The 23,028-nt window shown below is 68.8% G+C and carries 32 protein-coding genes; 30 read left to right on the top strand and 2 right to left on the bottom strand.

Annotation, left to right across the window (positions count from 1 at the left end):
• Positions 1-15 precede the first annotated feature (15 nt).
• The 19 genes from rplB to map all read left to right on the top strand — a co-directional run bounded on the left by rplB (position 16) and on the right by map (position 10,604).
• The gene (rplB, locus tag AC3CCI_RS05465; protein WP_056043560.1) at positions 16-855 is read left to right on the top strand and encodes a 50S ribosomal protein L2; all 840 of its coding nucleotides are present in this window, start codon (positions 16-18) and stop codon (positions 853-855) included.
• Positions 856-867: 12 nt separating this feature from the next.
• Positions 868-1,149: a 30S ribosomal protein S19 gene (gene rpsS / locus AC3CCI_RS05460; protein ID WP_043593360.1), complete on the top strand. Its 282-nt coding sequence runs from the start codon at positions 868-870 to the stop codon at positions 1,147-1,149.
• Between the two features lie 25 nt (positions 1,150-1,174).
• Complete coding sequence (rplV, locus tag AC3CCI_RS05455) at positions 1,175-1,567, top strand: 50S ribosomal protein L22 (protein WP_173208977.1); 393 nt, start codon at positions 1,175-1,177, stop codon at positions 1,565-1,567.
• A complete protein-coding gene (rpsC, locus tag AC3CCI_RS05450; RefSeq protein ID WP_123355174.1) occupies positions 1,567-2,346 on the top strand; it encodes a 30S ribosomal protein S3 in 780 nt (259 codons plus the stop codon). The genes rplV and rpsC overlap by 1 nt, the downstream gene beginning before the upstream one ends.
• 2 nt (positions 2,347-2,348) lie before the next feature.
• Entirely contained in the window at positions 2,349-2,768 is a 420-nt protein-coding gene (rplP, locus tag AC3CCI_RS05445) for a 50S ribosomal protein L16 (RefSeq protein ID WP_043593355.1), read from the top strand.
• Positions 2,768-3,091: a 50S ribosomal protein L29 gene (rpmC, locus tag AC3CCI_RS05440; protein ID WP_054145424.1), complete on the top strand. Its 324-nt coding sequence runs from the start codon at positions 2,768-2,770 to the stop codon at positions 3,089-3,091. Before rplP ends, rpmC begins: the two co-directional genes overlap by 1 nt.
• Positions 3,091-3,387 (top strand): 30S ribosomal protein S17, encoded by a 297-nt coding sequence (rpsQ, locus tag AC3CCI_RS05435; RefSeq protein WP_056043557.1) that lies wholly within the window; start codon positions 3,091-3,093, stop codon positions 3,385-3,387. Before rpmC ends, rpsQ begins: the two co-directional genes overlap by 1 nt.
• A 34-nt stretch (positions 3,388-3,421) precedes the next feature.
• Positions 3,422-3,790: a 50S ribosomal protein L14 gene (gene rplN / locus AC3CCI_RS05430; RefSeq protein WP_043593350.1), complete on the top strand. Its 369-nt coding sequence runs from the start codon at positions 3,422-3,424 to the stop codon at positions 3,788-3,790.
• 3 nt (positions 3,791-3,793) lie between these two features.
• The gene (rplX, locus tag AC3CCI_RS05425) at positions 3,794-4,153 is read left to right on the top strand and encodes a 50S ribosomal protein L24 (RefSeq protein ID WP_043593348.1); all 360 of its coding nucleotides are present in this window, start codon (positions 3,794-3,796) and stop codon (positions 4,151-4,153) included.
• Entirely contained in the window at positions 4,153-4,740 is a 588-nt protein-coding gene (gene rplE, locus AC3CCI_RS05420) for a 50S ribosomal protein L5 (RefSeq protein ID WP_056259708.1), read from the top strand. Before rplX ends, rplE begins: the two co-directional genes overlap by 1 nt.
• A 141-nt stretch (positions 4,741-4,881) precedes the next feature.
• On the top strand, positions 4,882-5,280 hold the full coding sequence (rpsH, locus tag AC3CCI_RS05415) for a 30S ribosomal protein S8 (protein WP_354594909.1): 399 nt from the start codon (positions 4,882-4,884) through the stop codon (positions 5,278-5,280).
• A 6-nt stretch (positions 5,281-5,286) separates the two neighbouring features.
• Positions 5,287-5,823: a 50S ribosomal protein L6 gene (gene rplF / locus AC3CCI_RS05410; RefSeq protein WP_354594908.1), complete on the top strand. Its 537-nt coding sequence runs from the start codon at positions 5,287-5,289 to the stop codon at positions 5,821-5,823.
• A 2-nt stretch (positions 5,824-5,825) separates the two neighbouring features.
• Entirely contained in the window at positions 5,826-6,197 is a 372-nt protein-coding gene (gene rplR, locus AC3CCI_RS05405) for a 50S ribosomal protein L18 (protein ID WP_043593341.1), read from the top strand.
• Entirely contained in the window at positions 6,194-6,934 is a 741-nt protein-coding gene (gene rpsE, locus AC3CCI_RS05400; RefSeq protein WP_043593339.1) for a 30S ribosomal protein S5, read from the top strand. The genes rplR and rpsE overlap by 4 nt, the downstream gene beginning before the upstream one ends.
• On the top strand, positions 6,934-7,119 hold the full coding sequence (gene rpmD, locus AC3CCI_RS05395; protein ID WP_043593338.1) for a 50S ribosomal protein L30: 186 nt from the start codon (positions 6,934-6,936) through the stop codon (positions 7,117-7,119). Before rpsE ends, rpmD begins: the two co-directional genes overlap by 1 nt.
• Positions 7,119-7,754: a 50S ribosomal protein L15 gene (gene rplO / locus AC3CCI_RS05390; protein ID WP_488628348.1), complete on the top strand. Its 636-nt coding sequence runs from the start codon at positions 7,119-7,121 to the stop codon at positions 7,752-7,754. Before rpmD ends, rplO begins: the two co-directional genes overlap by 1 nt.
• Before the next feature lie 72 nt (positions 7,755-7,826).
• On the top strand, positions 7,827-9,149 hold the full coding sequence (gene secY / locus AC3CCI_RS05385) for a preprotein translocase subunit SecY (protein WP_354594906.1): 1,323 nt from the start codon (positions 7,827-7,829) through the stop codon (positions 9,147-9,149).
• Positions 9,146-9,766, top strand: coding sequence for an adenylate kinase (locus AC3CCI_RS05380; RefSeq protein WP_354594905.1), 621 nt, complete (start codon positions 9,146-9,148; stop codon positions 9,764-9,766). The genes secY and AC3CCI_RS05380 overlap by 4 nt, the downstream gene beginning before the upstream one ends.
• 4 nt (positions 9,767-9,770) lie before the next feature.
• Positions 9,771-10,604 carry a type I methionyl aminopeptidase gene (gene map, locus AC3CCI_RS05375; protein WP_488628347.1) on the top strand — a complete coding sequence of 278 codons (834 nt, stop codon included), beginning with the start codon at positions 9,771-9,773 and terminating at the stop codon, positions 10,602-10,604.
• A gap of 66 nt (positions 10,605-10,670) precedes the next feature.
• Here the strand turns inward: map and AC3CCI_RS05370 are convergent, their stop codons facing one another.
• Positions 10,671-11,945, bottom strand: a complete 1,275-nt coding sequence (locus tag AC3CCI_RS05370) for an LCP family protein (protein WP_488628346.1) — start codon at positions 11,943-11,945, stop codon at positions 10,671-10,673.
• Positions 11,946-12,164: 219 nt separating this feature from the next.
• Between AC3CCI_RS05370 and infA the strand changes: the two genes are divergently transcribed.
• From infA to glmM, 11 genes are all read left to right on the top strand, one after another.
• Positions 12,165-12,386, top strand: a complete 222-nt coding sequence (gene infA, locus AC3CCI_RS05365) for a translation initiation factor IF-1 (RefSeq protein ID WP_055857193.1) — start codon at positions 12,165-12,167, stop codon at positions 12,384-12,386.
• Between the two features lie 68 nt (positions 12,387-12,454).
• Positions 12,455-12,571: a 50S ribosomal protein L36 gene (gene rpmJ / locus AC3CCI_RS05360; RefSeq protein ID WP_043593327.1), complete on the top strand. Its 117-nt coding sequence runs from the start codon at positions 12,455-12,457 to the stop codon at positions 12,569-12,571.
• Positions 12,572-12,759: 188 nt separating this feature from the next.
• A complete protein-coding gene (gene rpsM, locus AC3CCI_RS05355; RefSeq protein ID WP_043593325.1) occupies positions 12,760-13,134 on the top strand; it encodes a 30S ribosomal protein S13 in 375 nt (124 codons plus the stop codon).
• 45 nt (positions 13,135-13,179) lie between these two features.
• Positions 13,180-13,578 (top strand): 30S ribosomal protein S11, encoded by a 399-nt coding sequence (rpsK, locus tag AC3CCI_RS05350; protein WP_043593323.1) that lies wholly within the window; start codon positions 13,180-13,182, stop codon positions 13,576-13,578.
• Positions 13,579-13,769: 191 nt separating this feature from the next.
• Positions 13,770-14,765: a DNA-directed RNA polymerase subunit alpha gene (locus AC3CCI_RS05345; protein WP_354594902.1), complete on the top strand. Its 996-nt coding sequence runs from the start codon at positions 13,770-13,772 to the stop codon at positions 14,763-14,765.
• 49 nt (positions 14,766-14,814) lie between these two features.
• A complete protein-coding gene (gene rplQ, locus AC3CCI_RS05340; protein WP_354594901.1) occupies positions 14,815-15,381 on the top strand; it encodes a 50S ribosomal protein L17 in 567 nt (188 codons plus the stop codon).
• 161 nt (positions 15,382-15,542) lie between these two features.
• Positions 15,543-18,323, top strand: coding sequence for an ExeM/NucH family extracellular endonuclease (locus tag AC3CCI_RS05335; RefSeq protein WP_488628345.1), 2,781 nt, complete (start codon positions 15,543-15,545; stop codon positions 18,321-18,323).
• Positions 18,324-18,436: 113 nt separating this feature from the next.
• Positions 18,437-19,336, top strand: a complete 900-nt coding sequence (locus tag AC3CCI_RS05330; protein WP_488628344.1) for a tRNA pseudouridine synthase A — start codon at positions 18,437-18,439, stop codon at positions 19,334-19,336.
• A gap of 212 nt (positions 19,337-19,548) precedes the next feature.
• Positions 19,549-19,995, top strand: a complete 447-nt coding sequence (gene rplM, locus AC3CCI_RS05325) for a 50S ribosomal protein L13 (RefSeq protein ID WP_354594898.1) — start codon at positions 19,549-19,551, stop codon at positions 19,993-19,995.
• A 32-nt stretch (positions 19,996-20,027) separates the two neighbouring features.
• On the top strand, positions 20,028-20,513 hold the full coding sequence (gene rpsI / locus AC3CCI_RS05320) for a 30S ribosomal protein S9 (protein WP_082059799.1): 486 nt from the start codon (positions 20,028-20,030) through the stop codon (positions 20,511-20,513).
• A gap of 29 nt (positions 20,514-20,542) precedes the next feature.
• On the top strand, positions 20,543-21,904 hold the full coding sequence (gene glmM / locus AC3CCI_RS05315) for a phosphoglucosamine mutase (RefSeq protein ID WP_488628343.1): 1,362 nt from the start codon (positions 20,543-20,545) through the stop codon (positions 21,902-21,904).
• Positions 21,905-22,019: 115 nt separating this feature from the next.
• Here the strand turns inward: glmM and coaA are convergent, their stop codons facing one another.
• A complete protein-coding gene (coaA, locus tag AC3CCI_RS05310; RefSeq protein WP_354594896.1) occupies positions 22,020-22,976 on the bottom strand; it encodes a type I pantothenate kinase in 957 nt (318 codons plus the stop codon).
• Positions 22,977-23,028: the final 52 nt, after the last annotated feature.

Below are 23,028 nucleotides of genomic sequence, written 5' to 3'. Positions count from 1 at the left end.
GCAGAGGCATAAATCATGGCAATTCGTAACTACAAGCCCACGACCCCGGGTCGCCGCGGTTCGTCGGTCGCCGACTTCGCGGAGATCACGCGGTCGACGCCCGAGAAGTCGCTGCTGCGCCCCCTCTCGAAGTCCGGCGGTCGCAACAACGCCGGTCGCATCACGACCCGTCACATCGGTGGTGGCCACAAGCGCCAGTACCGCGTCATCGACTTCCGTCGCAACGACAAGGACGGCGTCAACGCCAAGGTCGCCCACATCGAGTACGACCCCAACCGCACGGCTCGCATCGCGCTCCTGCACTTCGTGGACGGCACCAAGCGCTACATCATCGCGCCGAACAAGCTGAAGCAGGGCGACGTCGTCGAGTCGGGTGCCGGCGCCGACATCAAGCCCGGCAACAACCTGCCGCTCAAGAACATCCCGGTCGGTACCGTCATCCACGCCATCGAGCTCAAGCCCGGTGGCGGCGCGAAGATGGCCCGCTCGGCCGGTGCCTCGGTGCGTCTCGTCGCCAAGGACGGCCCCTACGCGCAGCTCCGCCTGCCGTCGGGCGAGGTCCGCAACGTCGACGCTCGCTGCCGCGCCACGATCGGCGAGGTCGGCAACGCCGAGCAGTCGAACATCAACTGGGGCAAGGCCGGCCGCATGCGCTGGAAGGGCGTCCGCCCGACCGTCCGTGGTGTCGCGATGAACCCCGTCGACCACCCGCACGGTGGTGGTGAGGGCAAGACCTCCGGTGGACGCCACCCGGTCAGCCCGTGGGGCCAGAAAGAGGGCCGCACGCGTCACCCCAACAAAGAGAGCGACAAGCTCATCGTCCGTCGTCGTAACGCTGGCAAGAAGCGTAAGTAGGAGTTGTAGAAGATGCCACGCAGTCTTAAGAAGGGCCCCTTCGTTGACGACCACCTGCTTCGCAAGGTCGTCTCGCAGAACGAGGCCAGCACCAAGAACGTCATCAAGACCTGGTCGCGCCGTTCGATGATCGTCCCCAACATGCTGGGACACACCATCGCCGTGCACGACGGACGCAAGCACATCCCCGTGTTCGTGACCGAGAGCATGATCGGCCACAAGCTCGGTGAGTTCGCGCCCACCCGCACCTTCCGTGGTCACGTGAAGGACGACAAGAAGGGTCGTCGCCGCTAACGCGGCGACGTGAAGGAGGAGAGAAATGGTGGAGTCGATCGCACGCGTGCGTCACATCCGCGTCACCCCCATGAAGGCCCGTCGTGTCGTCAACCTCATCCGCGGCAAGCAGGCCGCCGAGGCTCTGGCGATCCTGAAGTTCGCGCCTCAGGGTGCCAGCGAGCCCGTCTACAAGCTCGTCGCGTCGGCCATGGCCAACGCCCGGGTCAAGGCGGACGCCTCGAACAGCTACCTCGACGAGCAGGACCTGTACGTCAGTCGTGCATTCGTCGACCAGGGCGCCACCCTCAAGCGGTTCCAGCCGCGTGCACAGGGCCGCGCCTTCAAGATCCTGAAGCGCACCAGCCACATCACGATCGTCCTCGCGACGCCGGATGAGGTCGAGGCTGCCGACGCTACGAAGAAGGCGAGCAAGTAATGGGCCAGAAGGTCAACCCGTACGGCTTCCGTCTGGGCATCACCACCGACCACGTGTCGCGGTGGTTCACCGACAGCACCAAGCCGGGACAGCGTTACAGCGACTACGTCGCCGAGGACGTCAAGATCCGCACCCTGCTCAAGACCTCGCTCGACCGCGCCGGCGTGGCCAAGATCGAGATCGAGCGCACCCGCGACCGCGTCCGCGTCGACATCCACACGGCCCGCCCGGGCATCGTGATCGGTCGTCGTGGCGCCGAGGCCGAGCGCATCCGCGGCGACCTCGAGAAGCTCACGGGCAAGCAGATCCAGCTGAACATCCTCGAGGTCAAGAACCCCGAGGCCGAGGCCCAGCTCGTCGCCCAGGGCATCGCCGAGCAGCTCGCTGCTCGCGTGGCGTTCCGTCGTGCGATGCGCAAGGGGCTCCAGGGCGCGCAGCGCGCCGGTGCCAAGGGTGTCCGCATCCAGGTGTCCGGCCGTCTCGGCGGCGCCGAGATGAGTCGCTCGGAGTTCTACCGCGAGGGCCGCGTCCCCCTGCACACGCTCCGCGCCAACATCGACTACGGCTTCTACGAGGCCAAGACGACCTTCGGTCGCATCGGTGTCAAGGTCTGGATCTACAAGGGCGACATCACCAACAAGGAGCTCGCGCGCGAGCAGGCGAACCAGAAGTCGTCTCGCCCCGAGCGCCGCAACGACCGTGACGGCGCCCGCCGCGGCGGGGGCGACCGCGCTCCCCGCGAGCAGAAGGCACCCGCCACCACAGGAGCTGAGGCGTAACCATGCTTATCCCCCGTCGTGTCAAGCACCGCAAGCAGCACCACCCCGGCCGCAGTGGCCAGGCCACTGGTGGCACCAAGGTCAGCTTCGGTGAGTACGGCATCCAGGCCCTCACGCCCGCTTACGTGACCAACCGTCAGATCGAGTCCGCTCGCATCGCCATGACGCGTCACATCAAGCGTGGCGGAAAGGTGTGGATCAACATCTACCCCGACCGTCCCCTCACGAAGAAGCCCGCCGAGACCCGCATGGGTTCCGGCAAGGGCTCGCCCGAGTGGTGGGTCGCGAACGTCAAGCCGGGTCGCGTGCTCTTCGAGCTCAGCGGCGTGAGCGAGGAGATCGCCAAAGAGGCGCTCACTCGCGCAATCCACAAGCTGCCCCTCAAGGCACGCATCATCAAGCGCGAGGAGGGCGACGCATAATGGCGATCGGTTCCAAGGAGCTCCGTCCTGTCGAGCTCGACACTTTCGAAGACGAGCGTCTCGTCGATGAGCTGAAGAAGGCGAAGGAAGAACTCTTCAACCTCCGCTTCCAGTCGGCCACCGGCCAGCTCGAGAGCCACGGTCGCCTGCGCGCCGTGAAGCGCGACATCGCTCGCATCTACACGGTCCTGCGCGAGCGCGAGCTCGGCATCCGTGCCACCCCCGCCCCGGTCGAGGCCGCCCCCAAGGCCGCCAAGAAGTCGACCAAGAAGGCTGACAAGCCGGCCGAGACGGCTGACGAGACCGCCGAGGAGAGCAAGTAATGGCCACCGAGAACAAGACCGAGGTCGACTCGGCTGCCGTCGAGGTCCGCGGCTACCGCAAGACGCGTCGCGGCTACGTGACCAGCGACAAGATGGAGAAGACCATCGTCGTCGAGGTCGAGGACCGCGTGAAGCACCCCCTGTACGGCAAGGTCATCCGCCGCACGTCCAAGGTCAAGGTCCACGACGAGGCCAACTCGGCCGGCGTCGGCGACCTCGTCGTGATCAGCGAGACCCGTCCGCTCAGCGCCTCGAAGCGCTGGCGCCTGGTCGAGATCCTCGAGAAGGCGAAGTAGGCCTCGCGGCCTGCTTGCGTAGAAGGAGACACAAGTGATTCAGCAAGAATCCCGCCTCAAGATCGCCGACAACACCGGGGCGAAAGAGATCCTCACCATCCGTGTGCTCGGTGGCTCCGGCCGTCGTTACGCCGGCCTGGGTGACGTCATCGTCGCCACGGTGAAGGACGCCATCCCCGGTGGCAACGTGAAGAAGGGTGACGTCGTCAAGGCCGTCATCGTCCGCACCAAGAAAGAGGTCCGTCGTCCGGACGGCTCTTACATCAAGTTCGACGAGAACGCCGCAGTGATCCTGAAGGCCGACGGAGACCCCCGCGGTACCCGCATCTTCGGACCGGTCGGTCGCGAGCTCCGCGACAAGAAGTTCATGAAGATCATCTCGCTGGCGCCGGAGGTTATCTAAGTCATGGCAAACATCAAGAAGGGTGACCTCGTCCAGGTCATCACCGGTGCCTCGCAGGCCCGCGGCGGAGACCGCGGCAAGCAGGGCAAGGTCCTCGAGGTGCTCGTCGAGCGCAACCGCGTGGTCGTCGAAGGCGTGAACTTCGTGACCAAGCACGTGCGCGTCGGCCAGACCCAGCGCGGTTCCAAGACCGGTGGCATCGAGACCCACGAGGCCCCGATCCACGTCTCGAACGTCGCCGTCGTCGACCCCAAGACCAAGAAGCCCACCCGCGTCGGCTTCCGCGAAGAGACGGTCACCAAGGACGGCGTGTCCAAGACCGTCCGCGTCCGTTACGCCAAGAAGTCTGGTGAGAACCTCTGATGACCGACACCACCACGCAGGCTGGTACGAGCCAGCCGCGGCTCAAGGCCAAGTACCGCGCCGAGATCCTCCCGCAGCTGAAGTCGGACTTCGGCTTCACGAACGTGCACCAGGTGCCCGGACTCGTGAAGATCGTCGTCAACACCGGTGTCGGCGAGGCCGCCCGCGACAGCAAGATCATCGACGGTGCCATCAAGGACCTCACGGCCATCACCGGCCAGAAGCCCCAGGTCACCAAGGCCCGCAAGTCCATCGCGCAGTTCAAGCTGCGTGAGGGTCAGCCCATCGGCGCCCACGTCACGCTCCGTGGCGACCGCGCCTGGGAGTTCCTCGATCGACTGCTCTCGCTGGCGCTCCCCCGCATCCGCGACTTCCGCGGTCTCAGCGACCGCCAGTTCGACGGCAACGGCAACTACACCTTCGGTCTCAACGAGCAGAGCATGTTCCACGAGATCGACCAGGACCGCATCGACCGCGTCCGTGGCTTCGACATCACCGTCGTCACGACCGCCAAGAACGACGACGAGGGTCGCGCGCTGCTCAAGGCGCTGGGCTTCCCGTTCCGTTCGGCCGACTCGGCCAACTAAGATCGTCCGGTCGGCAACTCTCTCGCAGGGTTGCCGGCCGTTCCCCTGAGGTCGACGAGAACCGCTCGTCGACCAATCGATCGCCCAGGTCGGCACCCGGTGTACCGGATGTCGAAACCGGACGAGAAAGTGACAAACCGCATGACGATGACAGATCCGGTCGCAGACCTGCTGACCAGACTGCGCAACGCGAACTCGGCTTTCCACGAGACCGTGTCGCTCCCGAGCAGCAAGCTCAAGTCCCACATCGCCGAGATCCTCGAGCGTGAGGGTTTCATCGAGTCGTGGAAGGTCGAGGACGCCCGCGTGGGCCAGACCCTGACGATCGACCTCAAGTACGGCCCCGCCCGTGAGCGCTCCATCAAGGGCATCAAGCGCGTGTCGAAGCCCGGCCTCCGCGTCTACGCCAAGTCGACCGAGATCCCCCAGGTGCTCGGTGGCCTCGGCGTCGCCATCCTGTCGACTTCCTCCGGTCTGCTGACCGACCGTGAGGCCCAGAAGAAGGGCGTAGGCGGAGAAGTCCTCGCCTACGTGTGGTAACTCGTCATGTCTCGAATCGGAAGACTCCCCATCTCGATCCCTGCCGGGGTCGACGTGAAGATCGACGGCCAGGCCGTCAGCGTCAAGGGTCCCAAGGGTGAGCTGTCGCTCGTCGTCAAGGCCCCCATCGAAGCCAAGATCGAAGAAGGCACGGTCGTCGTGACCCGTCCGGACGACGAGCGCGAGTCGCGTTCGCTCCACGGCCTCACGCGCACCCTGATCGCCAACCAGATCATCGGCGTCACCGAGGGCTACACCAAGGGCCTCGAGGTCGTCGGAACCGGCTACCGCGTCCAGGCCAAGGGTTCGAACGTCGAGTTCGCCCTGGGCTACTCGCACCCCATCACCGTCGAGCCGCCCGCGGGCATCAGCTTCACGGTCGAGGGCAACAACAAGCTCACCGTCGTCGGCATCGACAAGCAGGCCGTCGGCGAGATGGCTGCCAACATCCGCAAGCTGCGCAAGCCCGAGCCCTACAAGGGCAAGGGTGTCCGCTACGCCGGCGAGGTCGTCCGCCGCAAGGCCGGAAAGTCAGGTAAGTAATCATGGGTCTCGGTACACGAGGAAAAAGCAAGTCGGCTGCCACCAAGCGCCGTCACACCCGCCTGCGCAAGAAGGTCGTGGGCACCGAAGAGCGCCCCCGTCTCGTCGTCACCCGATCGGCCCGGCACGTCTTCGTGCAGGTCGTCGACGACAGCAAGGGCTTCACCGTCGCCAGCGCATCGACCCTCGAGGCCGACCTGCGCACGTTCGACGGTGACAAGACCGCGAAGTCCCGCAAGGTCGGCGAGCTCGTCGCCGAGCGTGCCAAGGCCGCGGGCATCGAGGCCGTCGTGTTCGATCGCGGCGGCAACAAGTACGCCGGACGCGTCGCGGCCATCGCCGAAGGCGCCCGAGAGGCTGGTTTGAACCTGTGAGCGACGCTACGAACACCACTCCCCCCGCAGAGACCGAAGCGACCAAGGCACCGGCTGAGGCCGTCGTCGAGCGTCCCGTCGAGACCGCTGCCGGCTCGGAGTCCAACAACCGCGAGGGTGGTCGCACCGACCGCCGCGGTGGCCAGGGTCGCGGAGACCGCAACCAGGGTGGCCGCGGACGCGGCGACCGTGACGACAAGAGCCAGTTCCTGGAGCGCGTCGTCACGATCAACCGCGTGTCGAAGGTCGTCAAGGGCGGTCGTCGCTTCAGCTTCACCGCGCTCGTCGTCGTCGGTGACGGCAACGGCCTCGTCGGCGTCGGCTACGGCAAGGCCCGCGAGGTCCCCACGGCCATCAGCAAGGGTGTCGAAGAGGCCAAGAAGAACTTCTTCCGCGTCCCGCGCATCGGCAACACGATCCCGCACCCCGTGCAGGGTGAGGCCGCTGCCGGCGTCGTCATGCTGCGTCCGGCCTCGGCCGGTACCGGTGTCATCGCCGGTGGTCCCGTCCGCGCCGTGCTCGAGTGCGCCGGCGTGCACGACGTCCTGAGCAAGTCGCTCGGTTCGTCGAACACGATCAACATCGTCCACGCCACGGTCGAGGCGCTGCAGCAGCTCGAAGAGCCGCGCGCCGTCGCCGCCCGTCGTGGACTCGACATCGACGCTGTCATGCCGGCCTTCATGGTCCGTGCAGAGCAGGCAGCTCGTACCGCCGCGACCGAGAAGGCAGGTGCCTGATGGCCGCCAACCTCAAGGTGACCCAGATCAAGTCCGTAATCAGCGAGAAGCAGAACCAGCGTGACACGCTGCGGAGCCTGGGCCTCAAGCGCATCGGCCAGTCGGTCGTTCGCGAGGACACCAAGCAGAACCGCGGCTACGTCAACACGGTCGCCCACCTCGTGAAGGTCGAGGAGATTGACTAATGGCTGACGAGAAGAACGAGGCCGCCGCGAAGGCCGCCCCGAAGAAGGCCGCCGCTCCCAAGGCGACGACCACCAAGGCTGCGGCTCCCAAGGCCGCCGCCAAGAAGCCGGCTGCCGAGAAGGCCGCCGCCTCGACGGGTTCGACCACCACGGTCGCTCCCGCCTCGACGACGTCCTCCGACGACGTCGCGCGTCCCCAGGTGCTCAAGGTGCACCACCTTCGTCCGGCTCCCGGTGCCAAGAAGGCGAAGACGCGCGTCGGTCGTGGTGAGGGCTCGAAGGGCAAGACGGCCGGCCGTGGCACCAAGGGTCAGAAGGCCCGGTACCAGGTCAAGGTCGGTTTCGAGGGTGGCCAGATGCCGCTCCACATGCGCACTCCGAAGCTGCGCGGGTTCAAGAACCCGTTCCGCGTCGAGTACCAGGTGGTCAACCTCGACAAGCTGAACGAGCTGTACCCGCAGGGTGGTGACGTCACCGTGGGTGACCTCGTCGCCAAGGGAGCCGTCCGGAAGAACGAGAAGGTCAAGGTCCTCGGCCAGGGTGACCTGAGCGTCGCGCTCACCGTCGCGGTCGACAAGGTCTCCGGCTCCGCCGAGGACAAGATCGTCGCCGCCGGCGGGTCCGTCAGCAAGTAAAAATCACCTGAGGGGGTGGTCCATCAGGGCCACCCCCATCAGTCGTCCATCCTTCATACCGGGAGGCCCCACGTGTTCAGAGCTGTCGCGCGCATCATGCGCACCCCCGACCTGCGTCGCAAGATCGGGTTCACGCTCGGCATCATCGCGCTCTTCCGGCTGGGTAGCTTCATCCCCGCGCCGTTCGTCGACTACCAGAACGTCCAGGCCTGCCTCGCCGGCAACCAGGGCACGTCGGGTCTCTACGAGCTCGTCAACCTGTTCAGCGGCGGCGCCCTGCTGCAGTTGTCGGTTTTCGCGCTGGGCATCATGCCCTACATCACGTCGTCGATCATCGTGCAGCTGCTGCGCGTGGTCATCCCGCACTTCGACACCCTGTACAAAGAGGGTCAGTCCGGGCAGGCGAAGCTCACGCAGTACACGCGTTACCTCACCATCGCCCTGGGTGTCCTCCAGTCGACGACCCTGATCACGGTGGCCCGTTCGGGTGCGCTCTTCGGCTCGTCCGGCATCGCCGAGTGCAGCCAGCTCATCACCAACGACGCCTGGTACGCCGTGATGCTGATGGTCGTCACCATGACCGCCGGTACCGGCCTCATCATGTGGATGGGCGAGCTCATCACCGAGCGCGGCATCGGCAACGGCATGTCGCTGCTGATCTTCACGTCGATCGCCGCACGGTTCCCGACCGCCCTGTGGAGCATCGCGCAGTCGCGCAGCTTCGAGATCTTCCTGCTCGTCATCGCGGTCGGCCTCGTGATCATGGCGCTGGTGGTGTTCGTCGAGCAGTCGCAGCGGCGCATCCCCGTCCAGTACGCCAAACGCATGGTCGGGCGGCGGACCTACGGCGGCAACAACACGTACATCCCCATCAAGGTCAACATGGCGGGCGTCGTGCCGGTCATCTTCGCCTCGTCCCTGCTCTACCTGCCGGCCCTGGTCGCGCAGTTCAACCAGCCGTCCGACGGCACGGCCCCTCCGGCCTGGGTCAGTTGGGTGCAGGCGAACCTCACGTCCGGCGACAACCCGCTCTACATGGTGTTGTACTTCGCCCTCATCGTCGGATTCACGTACTTCTACGTCGCGATCACCTTCAACCCCGAAGAGGTCGCCGACAACATGAAGAAGTACGGCGGGTTCATCCCCGGCATCCGTGCCGGCCGCCCGACGGCCGAGTACCTCGACTACGTGCTGACCCGCGTCACGCTGCCGGGTGCCCTGTACCTCGGCGTCATCGCGCTCATCCCGCTGATCGCCCTCGCCACCGTCGGTGCGAACCAGAACTTCCCCTTCGGAGGCGCGAGCATCCTGATCATCGTGGGCGTCGGCCTCGAGACGGTCAAGCAGATCGACTCGCAGCTGCAGCAGCGTCACTACGAGGGCCTCCTCCGATGAGCGCCGCCGAGAACCGACCCAGCCCGCGCCTCCTGATCGTCGGTCCCCCCGGGGCCGGCAAGGGCACGCAGGCCGTGGCGATCGCCGAGTCGCTGGGCATCCCGGCGATCTCGACGGGCGACATCTTCCGGGCCAACGTCAAGAACGAGACAGAGCTCGGCGTCAAGGTCAAGGCGATCCTCGACGCCGGCGACTACGTGCCCGACAGCCTCACGAACGAGTTGATCTCCGACCGGTTGTCGCAGCCCGACGCGGCCGAGGGCTTCTTGCTCGACGGTTACCCGCGCACCCTGCAGCAGGTCGAGTTCCTCGACGAGCACCTCGCCGAGAAGGGTCAGTCCCTCACCACCGTGGTGCAGCTCGTCGCCGATCGCGACGAGATCGTCGAGCGGCTCCAGCGCCGCGCGGTCGAGCAAGGCCGCTCGGACGACACCGAGGACGCCATCCGCCACCGTCAGGACGTGTACCTGCGCGAGACCGCGCCGCTGATCGAGACGTACCGGGAGCGCGGCCTGCTGGTCGAGGTCGACGGGCTCGGCAGCATCGACGAGGTCGCCGGGCGCATCGAGACGGCCCTGGCCCACCGCGGGTTCTCGCCCGTCGCCTCGGCCTCCTGACCTCGTGGCGTTCCGCCGCTCCGGTGTCTACAAGACGCCCGACGAACTCCGTCGCCTCGTCCGGCCGGGCCTGCTGACCGCGGCGTCGCTCGACGCGGTGGCCGCCGCCGTCCGCCCCGGCGTGTCGACCCTCGAGCTCGACGGCATCGCCGAGGGCGTGATCCGCGAGGGCGGGGGCGAGCCGAACTTCATGCTGGTGCCGGGCTACCGGCACACGGTGTGCACGTCGGTGGACGACGAGGTCGTGCACGGCATCCCGGGGTCGCGTGTGCTCACACCCGGCGCCCTCGTGTCCGTCGACAGCGGTGCCCAGGTCGAGGGCTGGAACGGCGACAGCGCCCGCACCTTCGTGCTCGACGACCCCGAGCGGCCCGACGTGGTCGCCGAGCGACGTCGCCTGAACGAGGTGACCGAGGGGTCTCTCTGGCACGGGATCGCGGCCCTGGCCTCGGCGTCCCACCTCAACGAGGTCGGCGCCGCGATCGAGGACCACATCGAGTCGCAGGGCGACTTCGGCATCATCGAGGACTACACCGGCCACGGCATCGGTCGGTCCATGCACGAGGACCCGCCCGTCTTCAACTACCGCGTCCGTGGTCGCGGGCCCGCCGTCCGTCCAGGGCTCGTCGTCGCCATCGAGCCGATGGTCACGACCGGGGGCATCGACACCGTCACCCACGACGACGGGTGGACCGTCAGCACGCGCGACGGGTCGCTCGCCGCGCACTGGGAGCACTCCGTCGCGGTGCACGCCGGCGGCATCTGGGTGCTCACGGCACACGACGGTGGGGCGGCCGGCCTGGCGCCGCTGGGCGTGACGCCCGTCCCGATCGCCTGAGCCGCGCCTCCTCGTCCCCGCGGGACGCGCCGGTGCGGACCGCGCGTCCAGGAGGCGCGGGTCGGGTCAGCGGGACGAGCCGACGCTGCAGGTCGCCTCGGCGGCCGACTGACCCGTGATGGTCGACGGCAGCGTCGTCGGTGCCGTGGTGGCGGTCGGGTCGCCCGGCGCCGCCGACCCGGAGGTCGTGTCGGACGGCGTCGTGGTCTCGGCCGGGGTGGCGGGCGTCGGCGACCCGGTGGTGGCCGATCCGTCCGTGACGGACCCCCGCCCGGCGCTGTCGTCGCCGAGCGTGAACTTCTCGTCGGCGTTGAGGGCGGCGTTCAACGCGGCCGCGTCGGTCGGGGACTCGACCACGCGGTTCGAGTCGCGCGGATCGGCGACGACCGGGTACTGCACGAAGACGATGCCCGAGGGCTGGATGTCCTTCAGCGCGAGAGCGAGCCGGACGAGGGTGTCGGGGGAGCCGAGGCTTGACGACAGCGTCATGTTGCCGAGCGCGGCCGAGGCCAGCTTGTAGAGCGTGGTGACGTCGCCGAGCGTCCCGCCCGAGATGATCTTGCGCATCATGGACGACAGGAAGACCTGCTGTGAGCTGATGCGGGCGATGTCGCTGCCGTCGCCCACGCCGTGCCGCGTCCGGAGGAAGGCCAGTGCCTCGCCGCCCTGCAGGGTGTGCGTGCCCGCGGACAGGTCGATGCCCGAGTCGGTGTCGCGGATGGGGCTGGCCACGCAGACGTCGACGCCGCCGATGGCGTTCGACATCTCGATGACGCCGTCGAAGGTGATCTTGCCCGCGTAGGGGATGGCGAGGCCCGTGAGCGTCTCGACGGTCTTCACGGTGCAGGACAACCCGCCGCGGCCGAGGGTCGTGTTGAACTGCACGTAGCTCTCGGCGGGGAAGACCTGGCCGTCGTCGCCGACGCACTCGGGCGCGTCGATCATCAGGTCACGGGGGAAGCTCACGGCGGTCAGCTGCGTGTGGTCGGCCGAGAGGTGGGCGAGTATCGTCACGTCGTTGCGGACGCCCTCGACCTGGCCCGTGTCGACCTGGCTGCCCTGGTCGCGCTCGTCGCTGCCGACCAGCAGGATGTTCGCTCCGCCCTCGATGGCCGAGATGTCGACGCCCTGCACCTCGCTCTCGTTGCCGAGCGAGACCGTCTGGACGCCGGAGGTCGCGGTGCGGACCGCGATGGCGGCGACGGACACGCCGCTCACGAGGACGACGGCCGTGGCGCCCGCGACGACGGCGAGCAGCATGCGTCCCGGGCCGCGTCGGCGCAGTCGTCCGTGTCGGGCGACGCCTCGGAGCGAGGAGGCGGTGGTCGGGCGATCAGGCATGGTGCTCCCGGGGAGGTCGATCGGCACCCGGGGGAGCGGCGGGCGGGGTGGCCGGCGGCGGTCGTCGGATGCTCCGGCGTGTCGGGTTGACCGGCCGGGTTGCTGAACTATACCGGCATCGCATAAGATCGATCTTTGGTGTCTCGTGTGCGTTTCTGCGCGCCTGGGGCACCGCATCCCCGCACGACCAACACCCCTATTCTTAGCGACAGTGAGGCTATGGCCAAAAAAGACGGTGTCATCGAAATCGAAGGCGCAGTGATCGAAGCTCTGCCCAACGCGATGTTCCGCGTTGAGCTGACCAACGGACACAAGGTCCTCGCACACATCTCGGGCAAGATGCGGCAGCACTACATCCGCATCCTCCCCGAAGACCGTGTGATCGTGGAGCTCAGCCCCTACGACCTGACCCGCGGCCGGATCGTCTATCGCTACAAGTAGGGCGTGCTGGAAAGGAACGGCCCCGCGCACCCGTGGGGCACGAAGCCAGCGAGATCAAGGAATCAGCAATGAAGGTCAACCCCAGCGTCAAGCCCATCTGCGAGCACTGCAAGGTCATCCGCCGCAAGGGCAACGTCATGGTCATCTGCAAGAGCAACCCGCGCCACAAACAGCGCCAGGGCTGACTCGACCGCCGCACAGGCGGCGTGCGATGCCGACCCGGCGTGCCCGGGTCACCCCGCAACACCATCCCAGCAGCACCAGAACCCGTCACGTCCGCCCCTCGGGTGGTCGGATGCGGGGGACACCCCGGGTCGGAGGCCCGGGCACCGGCGCTGTGACAGACCTCCACCATCTCTGAAAAGAGGCCATCATGGCACGTCTAGCAGGCGTTGACATCCCGCGCGACAAGCGCGTCGAAGTCGCACTGACCTACATCTACGGAGTCGGCCGCACCAGCGCGCTGAAGACTCTCGCCGAGACCGAGATCGACGGCAACATCCGCGTCAAGGACCTCACGGACGACCAGCTCGTCCTGCTCCGCGACTACATCGAGGGCAACTACAAGGTCGAGGGCGACCTCCGCCGCGAGGTGGCCGCCGACATCCGCCGCAAGGTCGAGATCGGCAGCTACGAGGGCATCCGCCACCGCCGCGGCCTGCCCGTCCGCGGCCAGCGCACCAAGACGAACGCTCGCACCCGCAAGGGCCCGAAGCGCACCGTCGCCGGCAAGAAGAAGGCTCGATAGGCCTCGGCTCCCGCCGTACGCCCCTCAAGGTTGTAGGAGAAAAAATTGGCAGCACCGAAGACGGCCGCGCGTAAGCCCCGCCGCAAAGAGAAGAAGAACGTCGCCGTGGGCCAGGCCCACATCAAGAGCACGTTCAACAACACGATCGTCTCGATCACCGACCCCTCGGGCGCCGTCCTGAGCTGGGCCTCGTCGGGCGCCGTCGGCTTCAAGGGGTCGCGCAAGTCGACCCCCTTCGCCGCGCAGCTCGCCGCCGAGTCGGCCGCCCGCCAGGCGCAGGAGCACGGCGTCAAGAAGGTCGACGTCTTCGTCAAGGGCCCGGGTTCGGGTCGCGAGACGGCGATCCGTTCGCTCCAGGCCGCAGGCCTCGAGGTCGGCTCGATCAACGACGTCACCCCCCAGGCGCACAACGGCTGCCGCCCGCCGAAGCGTCGTCGCGTCTAACTGAGTTACCGCCCGCCGCACCCGGTCCGGGCCCCGTCACCGGGGCCCCCGGGTGCGGCGGGCTCCCCCGCGTCAGCACCGCCTCCCGCGTGTTCGCCCGAGGCGCCCACAACTCAACAGACCCGACGGGCCAGCCACCTGTCGTACCGCCAAGAGTCATATAGCGGACTCTTCGCCGAAAGGAATCCACAGTGCTCATTGCACAGCGCCCCACCCTCACCGAGGAGAACATCTCGGAGTTCCGCTCCCGGTTCGTGATCGAGCCGCTCGAGCCCGGCTTCGGTTACACCCTCGGCAACTCGCTGCGCCGCACGCTTCTCTCGTCGATCCCCGGCGCTGCTGTCACCAGCATCCGCATCGACGGCGTGCTGCACGAGTTCACGACCGTCCCCGGCGTGAAAGAGGACGTCACCGAGGTCATCCTCAACATCAAGCAGCTGGTCGTCGCCAGCGAGCACGACGAGCCGATCACGGCCTACCTGCGCAAGCAGGGTGCCGGCCAGGTCACGGCCGCCGACATCTCGGCTCCGGCCGGCGTCGAGATCCACAACCCCGAGCTGGTCATCGCCACGCTGAACGACAAGGCGAAGTTCGAGCTCGAGCTCACGATCGAGCGTGGCCGCGGCTACGTGTCGGCCGTGCAGAACCGCAGCGAGTTCAGCGAGGCCGGTCAGATCCCGATCGACTCGATCTACTCGCCCGTGCTCAAGGTCACCTACCGCGTCGAGGCGACGCGTGCCGGTGAGCGCACCGACTTCGACCGCCTGGTCGTCGACGTCGAGACGAAGCCGTCGATCTCGCCGCGTGACGCCATCGCGTCGGCCGGTCGCACGCTGACCGAGCTGTTCGGCCTGGCCCGCGAGCTGAACACCGCCGCCGAGGGCATCGAGATCGGCCCCGCGCCGGTCGACGCCGTCCTGTCGAGCGAGCTGCAGACGCCGATCGAGGACCTCGACCTGTCGGTCCGCAGCTACAACTGCCTGAAGCGCGAGGGCATCAACACGGTGTCCGAGCTGGTCGCCTTGTCCGAGACCCAGCTGATGAACATCCGCAACTTCGGTCAGAAGTCGGTCGACGAGGTGAAGGACAAGCTCGTCGAGCTCGGCCTCTCGCTGAAAGACACGGTCCCCGGGTTCGACGGAGCCCACTTCTACAGCGGTTACGACGAAGAAGAGACCACCAACTAGGTCCTTCCGCCCGACGCCTTCCACTCTCGACTCACCTTAGGAACAGACAATGCCCAAGCCCACCAAGGGACCCCGCCTCGGAGGCGGCCCGGCGCACGAGCGCCTCATGCTGGCCAACCTGGCCGCCTCGCTCTTCGAGCACAAGACCATCAAGACGACCGAGACCAAGGCCAAGCGCCTCCGTCCCGTCGCCGAGCGTCTCGTGACCTTCGCGAAGCGTGGCGACCTGCACTCGCGTCGCCGTGCCATGCAGACCCTGCGCAACAACAAAGAGGCCGCGCACATCCTCTTCACCGAGATCGCGCCCCTCGTCGAGAACCGTGACGGCGGCTACACCCGCATCACGAAGCTCGGCTTCCGCAAGGGCGACAACGCCTCGATGGTGTCGATCGAGCTCGTCCTCGAGCCCGTGACCCCCAAGGTCAAGTCCTCGAAGACCACCGCCGCCGCGGCCCCGGTCGCCGAGCCCGCCGCCGACGAGCCCACCGAGGCTCCCGTCGACGAGACCGAGACGGTCGAGGAGTCCGCTCCCGTCGAGCCCGAGACCGAGTCGGCTGCCGCCGACGAGGTCGAGGCCGACGCCGCCGCCAAGTCGGACGACGAGGCCGCGAAGTAGTCCCAGCCCCACCGCACGAAGGGCCCGTCACCGCGAGGTGTCGGGCCCTTTGCCGTTCTTGCAACAGGTGTCGTTTACCTGTGGGACACACGTCGGAAACCCCCCGGGTGGGTGGGGCACGTAGATTCACAGGGTCCTCTTCCGAACCTCCGAAGGAACCCATGTCATCCCGACCCCGACACACCCCACTGGGCGCCGCTGCCCTCGTGGCCGGCCTCTCGCTGCTGCTCGGCCCCCTGGTGCCGGTCGCCGCCGTCGCCGCTCCGGACGGCTCCGGCGTCGTCATCGCCGAGGCGTACCTCAAGGGCGGCAGCGCGAACGCGCCGTTCAACCGCAAGTTCGTCGAGCTCTACAACCCGACCTCCGCGTCGGTGTCGCTCGCCGGCTGGTCGCTGCAGTACCGCTCGGCCACCGGCTCGGGTGCCTTCTCGGCCGCGGCCCTCGACGGGACGATCCCCGCCGAGGGGCACTTCCTCGTGGCGATCCCGGGCAACGGGGCGAACGGTGCCGAACTGCCGGCCCCCGACGCCACCGCCTCGCTGAACCCGAGCGGCACCACCGGCACCGTGCTGCTCTCCGACCAGGCCGACCCCCTCACGCTCGCGCCCGGGTCGGTCACGGCCGGGACCGACGGCGTCGTCGACCTGCTGGGGTACGGAGCCTCGAACACCTTCGAGACGTCGGTCGCGCCGGTCACCGGCGCCAGCGGCGTCCCCAACTCCCTCGCCCGCACGGACGGCGCGGACACCGACGTGAACTCGGCGGACTTCTCGACCCAGACCACGGTCACGCCGCAGAACTCCGGCGGCACGGGCACCGAACCGGGCCCCGACCCCGAGCCGCAGCCCGAGCCGACCCCCGAGGCCGACGTCACCGTGGCGCAGATCCAGGGCGTCACCGACGCGAGCCCGTTGGCCGGTCGCACGGTCACGACGCGCGGCGTCGTCACGGCGACCTACCCGACGGGCGGCCTGAACGGCTACGTCATCCAGACGCCCGGCACGGGAGGCGCCCTCGACCTGTCGACGCACCTCGCGTCGGACGCGCTGTTCGTGTACTCCGCGAGCACCGCCTCCTCGGTCGCCGTCGGCGACTACGTCGAGGTGGACGGCACCGTCTCCGAGTACTTCGGCCTGACCCAGATCACCGTGACGGGGGAGTCGTCGCTCCGGGCGCTCGACCCGACGGGCGTCGTGGCGCCGCAGGCGGCGACCGTGGGCCTGCCGGCGACGGACGCCCAGCGCGAGACGCTCGAGAGCATGCTCGTGCTGCCGCAGGGCGGGTTCACCGTCGCGGACACCTACACGACGAACCAGTACGGCGAGGTCAAGCTCGCCTCGGGTGACCGGCCGCTGATCCAGCCGACCGAGGTCGCCCGCCCGGGCAGCGCCGACTTCGCCGCGGTCGTGGCCGACAACGCCGCCCGCGCCGTCACCCTCGACGACGGGGCGACGACGAACTTCTTCACGGCGGCGAACCAGTCGATCCCCGTGCCCTACCTGTCGAACGAGGACCCCGTCACGGTCGGCGCCTCGGTCGCCTTCACCGACCCGGTCGTCCTCGACTACCGCAACTCGGCCTGGAAGTACCAGCCGACCGCGCGCATCACGGGCGACACGGCGTACGGCGACCTGCCCGTCACGTTCGAGGACGTCCGCACCGACGCCCCGCGCGAGGTGGGTGGCGACGTGAGGCTGGCCAGCTTCAACGTGCTCAACTACTTCACGACGACGGGTGACTCGATCCCCGGGTGCACGTTCTACACCGACCGCGCCGGTGAGCCCGTCACGGTGGACGGCGGCTGCGACGCCCGCGGTGCGGCGAACGCCGCCAGCCTCGAGCGCCAGCAGGTCAAGATCGTCACGGCGATCGACGCCCTCGGTGCCGACGTCGTCTCGCTCGAGGAGATCGAGAACTCGGCCCGCTTCGGCGAGGACCGCGACTCCGCGCTCGCGACCCTGGTCGGTGCGCTGAACGCCGCGGCGGGTTCCGAGGTCTGGGACTACGCCCGTTCACCGGAGGCGCTGCCCGCCAACGAGGACGTCATCCGTCTCGCCTTCATCTACAAGAAGGCGGTCGTCGAGCCCGTCGGCGGGTCGACAATCCTCACCGGTTCGGCCGCCTTCAGCAACGCGCGCCAGCCGCTCGCCCAGGCCTTCCGGCCCGTCGGGGGAGACGCCGGATCGACGATCCTCGCGATCGCGAACCACTTCAAGTCGAAGGGCAGCGGCTCGGGTGCGGACGCCGACCTCGGCGACGGTCAGGGCGGGTCGAACGCCTCGCGCGTCAACCAGGCGAACGCCCTGGTCGCGTTCGCCGCCGAGCGCGAGGCCGCCGTGGGCACGGACAAGGTGTTCCTGCTCGGCGACTTCAACGCCTACAGCCAGGAGGACCCGATCGAGGTGCTGCGGGCCGCCGGCTACGTCGACCTCGGATCGAGCGAGACCGACGAGTACAGCTACGTGTTCAGCGGCCTCAGCGGTTCGCTCGACCACGTGCTCGCCTCGCCGGCCGCCGCCGAGGCCGTCACGGGCGTGGACATCTGGAACATCAACGCGGGCGAGTCCGTCGGCCTCGAGTACAGCCGCTTCAACTACAACGCGAAGCAGCTCTACCAGCCCGACCAGTTCCGTTCGAGCGACCACGACCCGGTCGTGGTCGGGGTGTCGCTGCTCGCCGACGAGGTCGACCCGGTGCCGCCGGTGACCGAGCCCGTGCCGCCGGTCACCGACCCGGGCGCGACGCCCGGTGGCGACGCCGACCCGACCGTGCCGGGCGCGCCCGGTGAGGTCTCGCCGGGCACCACGGCACCGACCGCGGACGGCTCGCTGGCCTACACGGGCCCGGCCGCGGTCACCGGCTGGCTCGCGCTGGCCCTCGTGCTCATGGCGATGGGTGGCACGGTCCTCGTGGTCCGCCGCCGCGCCTCCCGCGTGGGGTAGTCGGACGCGCCGGACGGCGGTCGTGTCACGGGTCACCGTGGTGCGACCGCCGTCGTCGTCTCGCCCACGAGCGGGGCCGAGGAGGCGCGGCGTCGGCCCCGTAGGATCGTCGGGTGACGATCGACGACCCGGCCCTGACGCGCCTCCGGCTCGGGGTCGCGTACGACGGCACCGACTTCTCGGGCTGGAGCGAGCAGCCCGGCCGCCGCACCGTGCAGGGCGAGATCGAGGCCGCCCTGCAGACGCTGTTCCGCCGCCTCGGCGACGTGCCCACGGTCACCGTGGCGGGCCGCACCGACGCCGGCGTGCACGCGCGGGGCCAGGTGGTGCACCTCGACCTGACCGACGCCCAGATCGCCCAGCTGCAGAAGCCGCACCGCGGCATGCGCGACCAGTCGCCGCTCGACGCCCCGACCGTGCTCGCCCGGCGGCTGAACGGGCTGGCGGGCGCGACCGACGAGATCGTGATCTCGGGTGCGCGGGTCGCGCCTCCTGGTTTCCACGCCCGGTTCGGCGCGCTCTGGCGCCGCTACGAGTACCGCATCGCCGACCGTGGGGCCGAACGCGACCCGACCCGACGCGGCCACACCCTCTGGTACGACCAGCGTCTCGACCTCGACCTGATGAACGCGACGGCGGCAGGCCTCGTCGGATTGCACGACTGGGCCGCCTACTGTCGGCACCGCGAGTACGCGACGACCATCCGCGAGCTGCAGCACTTCTCGTGGCGGCGCGAGGCCGACGGCGTGCTCGTGGCGTCGGTGCAGGCCGACGCCTTCTGCCACAACCTCGTGCGCAACCTGGTCGGAGCCTGCGTCGCCGTCGGCGAGGGAGCCATGGAGGCGCACCGCGCGGTGGGCGTGCGTCGTGAGGCCCAGCGCAACGGAGAGTTCCGGGTGGTGCCCGCCCACGGCCTCACGATGGTCGAGGTGGGCTACCCGCCCGACGACGAGATCGCCGCGCGGGTCGCGCTGACGCAGGTCAAGCGGTCGCACGACCAGCTGGGGGAGTGACCGCCCCGCCGCGTGGCGGCCCGGTGGCGGCCCGAGCGTCGGTTGACCGTCTCGCCGGCGTCGGGTAACGTGGACCCTTGGTGTCTGCGCAACTGCGCGCTTTCGCCCGAAGTTGAGCCCTCCACCTGACTCGTTCTCATCGCCTCTGCGGTGACAACGGCAACGGAGCGGGATTCACGAACCTCTCACCTCGACCAGGAAGCAGCACTACTGTGACGCGCACTTTCTCCCCCAAGCCGGCTGACGTCCAGCCGAACTGGCTGATCATCGACGCCGACGACGTCGTGCTCGGCCGCCTCGCCAGCCACGTGGCAGCCCTGCTGCGCGGCAAGCACAAGCCGACCTTCGCCCCCCACATGGACATGGGCGACTTCGTCATCGTCATCAACGCCGACAAGGTGGCCCTCACCGGTTCCAAGCTGGCCGAGAAGCTCTACTACCGTCACTCGGGCTACCCGGGCGGCATCACGGCCACCACGTACTCCGAGATGGTCGAGAAGCACCCCACCCGTGCGGTCGAGAAGGCCATCCGTGGCATGCTGCCGAAGAACTCGCTGGGCCGTGCCCAGATCAAGAAGCTGAAGGTGTACGCGGGTGCCGAGCACCCCCACGCTGCTCAGCAGCCCCAGGTTTACACCCTCGACCAGGTCGCCCAGTAGCGTCCGCCTTCAGACTTAAGGACCCCCACACAGTGGCTCAGATCGCAGATTCCATCGACCAGGCTCCCGAGAGCTTCACCACCGAGAGCTCGGCCCCCGAGGCCGCCGCGACGCCCCGCCCCGTGCTGAGCGTCGGCGGTTCCGCCGTCGGTCGTCGCAAGGAGGCCATCGCTCGCGCGCGCCTCACGCCCGGCTCCGGCACGATCGTCGTGAACGGTCGCACCCTCGAGGACTACTTCCCCAACAAGCTGCACCAGCAGCTGATCAACGACCCGTTCAAGGTCCTCGACCTGCTCGGCTCGTACGACGTGGCCGTCAAGGTCACCGGTGGCGGCCCCTCGGGCCAGGCCGGCGCCCTCCGTCTCGCCATCGCGCGTGCGCTGAACGAGATCGACCGCGAGAACAACCGCGCCACGCTCAAGAAGGCCGGCTTCCTCACCCGTGACGCCCGCGTCATCGAGCGCAAGAAGGCCGGTCTCAAGAAGGCCCGCAAGGCGTCGCAGTTCTCGAAGCGCTAACCAGCACCACACACGAGGCAGGTCTCGCGATGACGCGTTTGTTCGGTACCGACGGTGTCAGAGGCCTCGCCAACCGTGAGTTGACCGCCGCGCTCGCCCTGGGGCTCTCCCAGGCGAGCGCGGTGGTGCTCACGAAGGGCCACCACGCGGACGCCCGTCGTGCCGAAGGGCGGCGACCCGTCGCCGTCGTCGCGCGCGACCCCCGCATCTCGGGCGAGTTCCTCACCGCGGCCGTCTGTGCCGGACTGGCCAGCTCGGGCGTCGACGTCCTGGACGCCGGGGTCATCCCGACCCCCGCCGCGGCCTTCCTGGTCGACGACGTCGGTGCCGACTTCGGCGTGATGATCAGCGCCTCGCACAACCCGGCTCCCGACAACGGCATCAAGTTCTTCGCGTTCGGCGGCACCAAGCTGCCCGACGAGGTCGAGGACCGCATCGAAGCGGCCATGGCCGACCCCCAGCTCATGCCCATCGGTGGCGACGTCGGGCGCATCCGTCGGTTCGCCGACGCCGAGGACCGCTACGTCCTGCACCTGCTCGGCGCCCTGCCCAACCGGCTCGACGGCATCCACGTCGTGCTCGACTGCGCGCACGGTGCGGCCGCGGCCGTCTCGCCCGAGGTGTTCACCGACGCCGGCGCCACCGTCACCCTGATCGGCGCCGACCCCGACGGCGTGAACATCAACGACGGCGTGGGGTCGACCCACCTCGACAACCTGGCGAAGGCCGTGCTCGAGCACGGAGCCGACGTCGGCATCGCGCACGACGGCGACGCCGACCGCTGCCTCGCCGTCGACGCCACCGGAGCCGTGGTCGACGGCGACCAGATCATGGCGATCCTCGCCGTGGCCCAGAAAGAGCGCGGCGCGCTCGTCGACGACACGCTCGTGGCCACCGTCATGAGCAACCTCGGCCTCATCCGGGCGATGGCCGAGCACGGCATCACGGTCCGCCAGACCAAGGTCGGCGACCGCTACGTGCTCGAGGACATGAACGAGCACGGCTTCACCCTGGGCGGCGAACAGTCCGGCCACATCGTCTTCGCCGACCACGCCACCACCGGCGACGGCATCCTCACCGGCCTCTCGCTCGTCGCCCGCATGGCCGCGACCGGCAGGAGCCTGGCCGAGCTCGCCTCGGTCATGACGGTGTTCCCCCAGATCATGATCAACGTGCGCGACGTCGACCGGTCACGCGCCGCGTCCGACGAGGGCGTGGCCGACGCCGTCCGGCGGTTCGAGGCCGAACTCGGCGACTCGGGCCGCGTGCTGCTCCGCCCCTCGGGCACCGAGCCCGTCGTCCGGGTCATGGTCGAGGCCGCCGACCAAGAGACGGCCGACCGCGTGGCGCACGCGCTGGCCGACGTGGTCCGCGACCGACTGGCGCTCTGAGCGTCCGAGCGTCTGAGCTCCTGCCTCCGGGCGGACGGGGCGCGAGGCACCTTCTGACGTGACCCGCGCCTCCTGGCGTGACCCGCGCTTCCTGGCCTCGGCCGGAGTCGCCGGGTCAGATCTTGCGCAGCAGGACCGAGCTGACCTTGTGGTCGGCGGCCTTGCGCAGCACGAGGGTGGCCCGCGAGCGCGTCGGCAGGACGTTCTCGACCAGGTTCGGTTCGTTGACGGACTTCCAGACTCCCGAGGCGAACGACCGGGCCTCGGGTTCGTCCATGTCGGCGAAGCGGTGGAAGAACGAGCGCTCCTGGGTGAACGCGCCCTTCTGCAGCGCCAGGAACCGCTCGACGAACCAGTTCTCGATGTCGGCGGTGCGGGCGTCGACGTAGACGGTGAAGTCGAACAGGTCGCTGAGGGCGAGCCGGCCCGCCACCGCGGGCTGGAGGACGTTGAGCCCCTCGACGATCAGGATGTCGGGTCGGCGCACCACGACCTCGGCGCTCGGCATGATGTCGTAGCTGGTGTGCGAGTAGAAGGGCGCCCGCACCTCTTCGGCCCCGCTCTTGACCTGTGACACGAAGCGCAGCAGGTGGCGGCGGTCGTACGACTCGGGGAACCCCTTGCGGCTCATGATGCCGCGACGCTCGAGCTCGGCGTTCGGGTAGAGGAACCCGTCGGTGGTCACCAGCTCGACCCGGGGGGTGTCGTCCCAGCGGCTCAGCAGCTCACGGAGGAGGCGCGCGACGGTGGACTTGCCGACGGCCACCGACCCGGCGACCCCGATGACGAAGGGGGTCCGCTGCGCCCGTTCGCCGAGGAAGTCGCTCGTGGCCCGGTGCAGGTTGCGCGCGCCGGCGGCGTAGAGGTTCAGCAGACGGCTGAGCGGGACGTAGACGTCCTGCACCTCGCGCATGTCGAGTCGGTCGCCGAGTCCGCGCAGCTGCACGATCTCGGTCTCGGTCAGCGGGAGGCGCGTGGTCGGCGCGAGGTCGGCCCAGGCGTCGCGCCCGATCTCGACGAAGGGGCTCGCGTGCACGGTGGACGGCGCGGTCGTCGGGGTGGCTTCGGCCATGGGCACGAGGCTACCGGTCCGGCGGGTGCCCGGTGGGCGCGGCGGCGCGTCA

Source organism: Frigoribacterium sp. CF331, from assembly GCF_057787905.1.
This window is presented reverse-complemented; position numbering and strand designations above follow the sequence as displayed.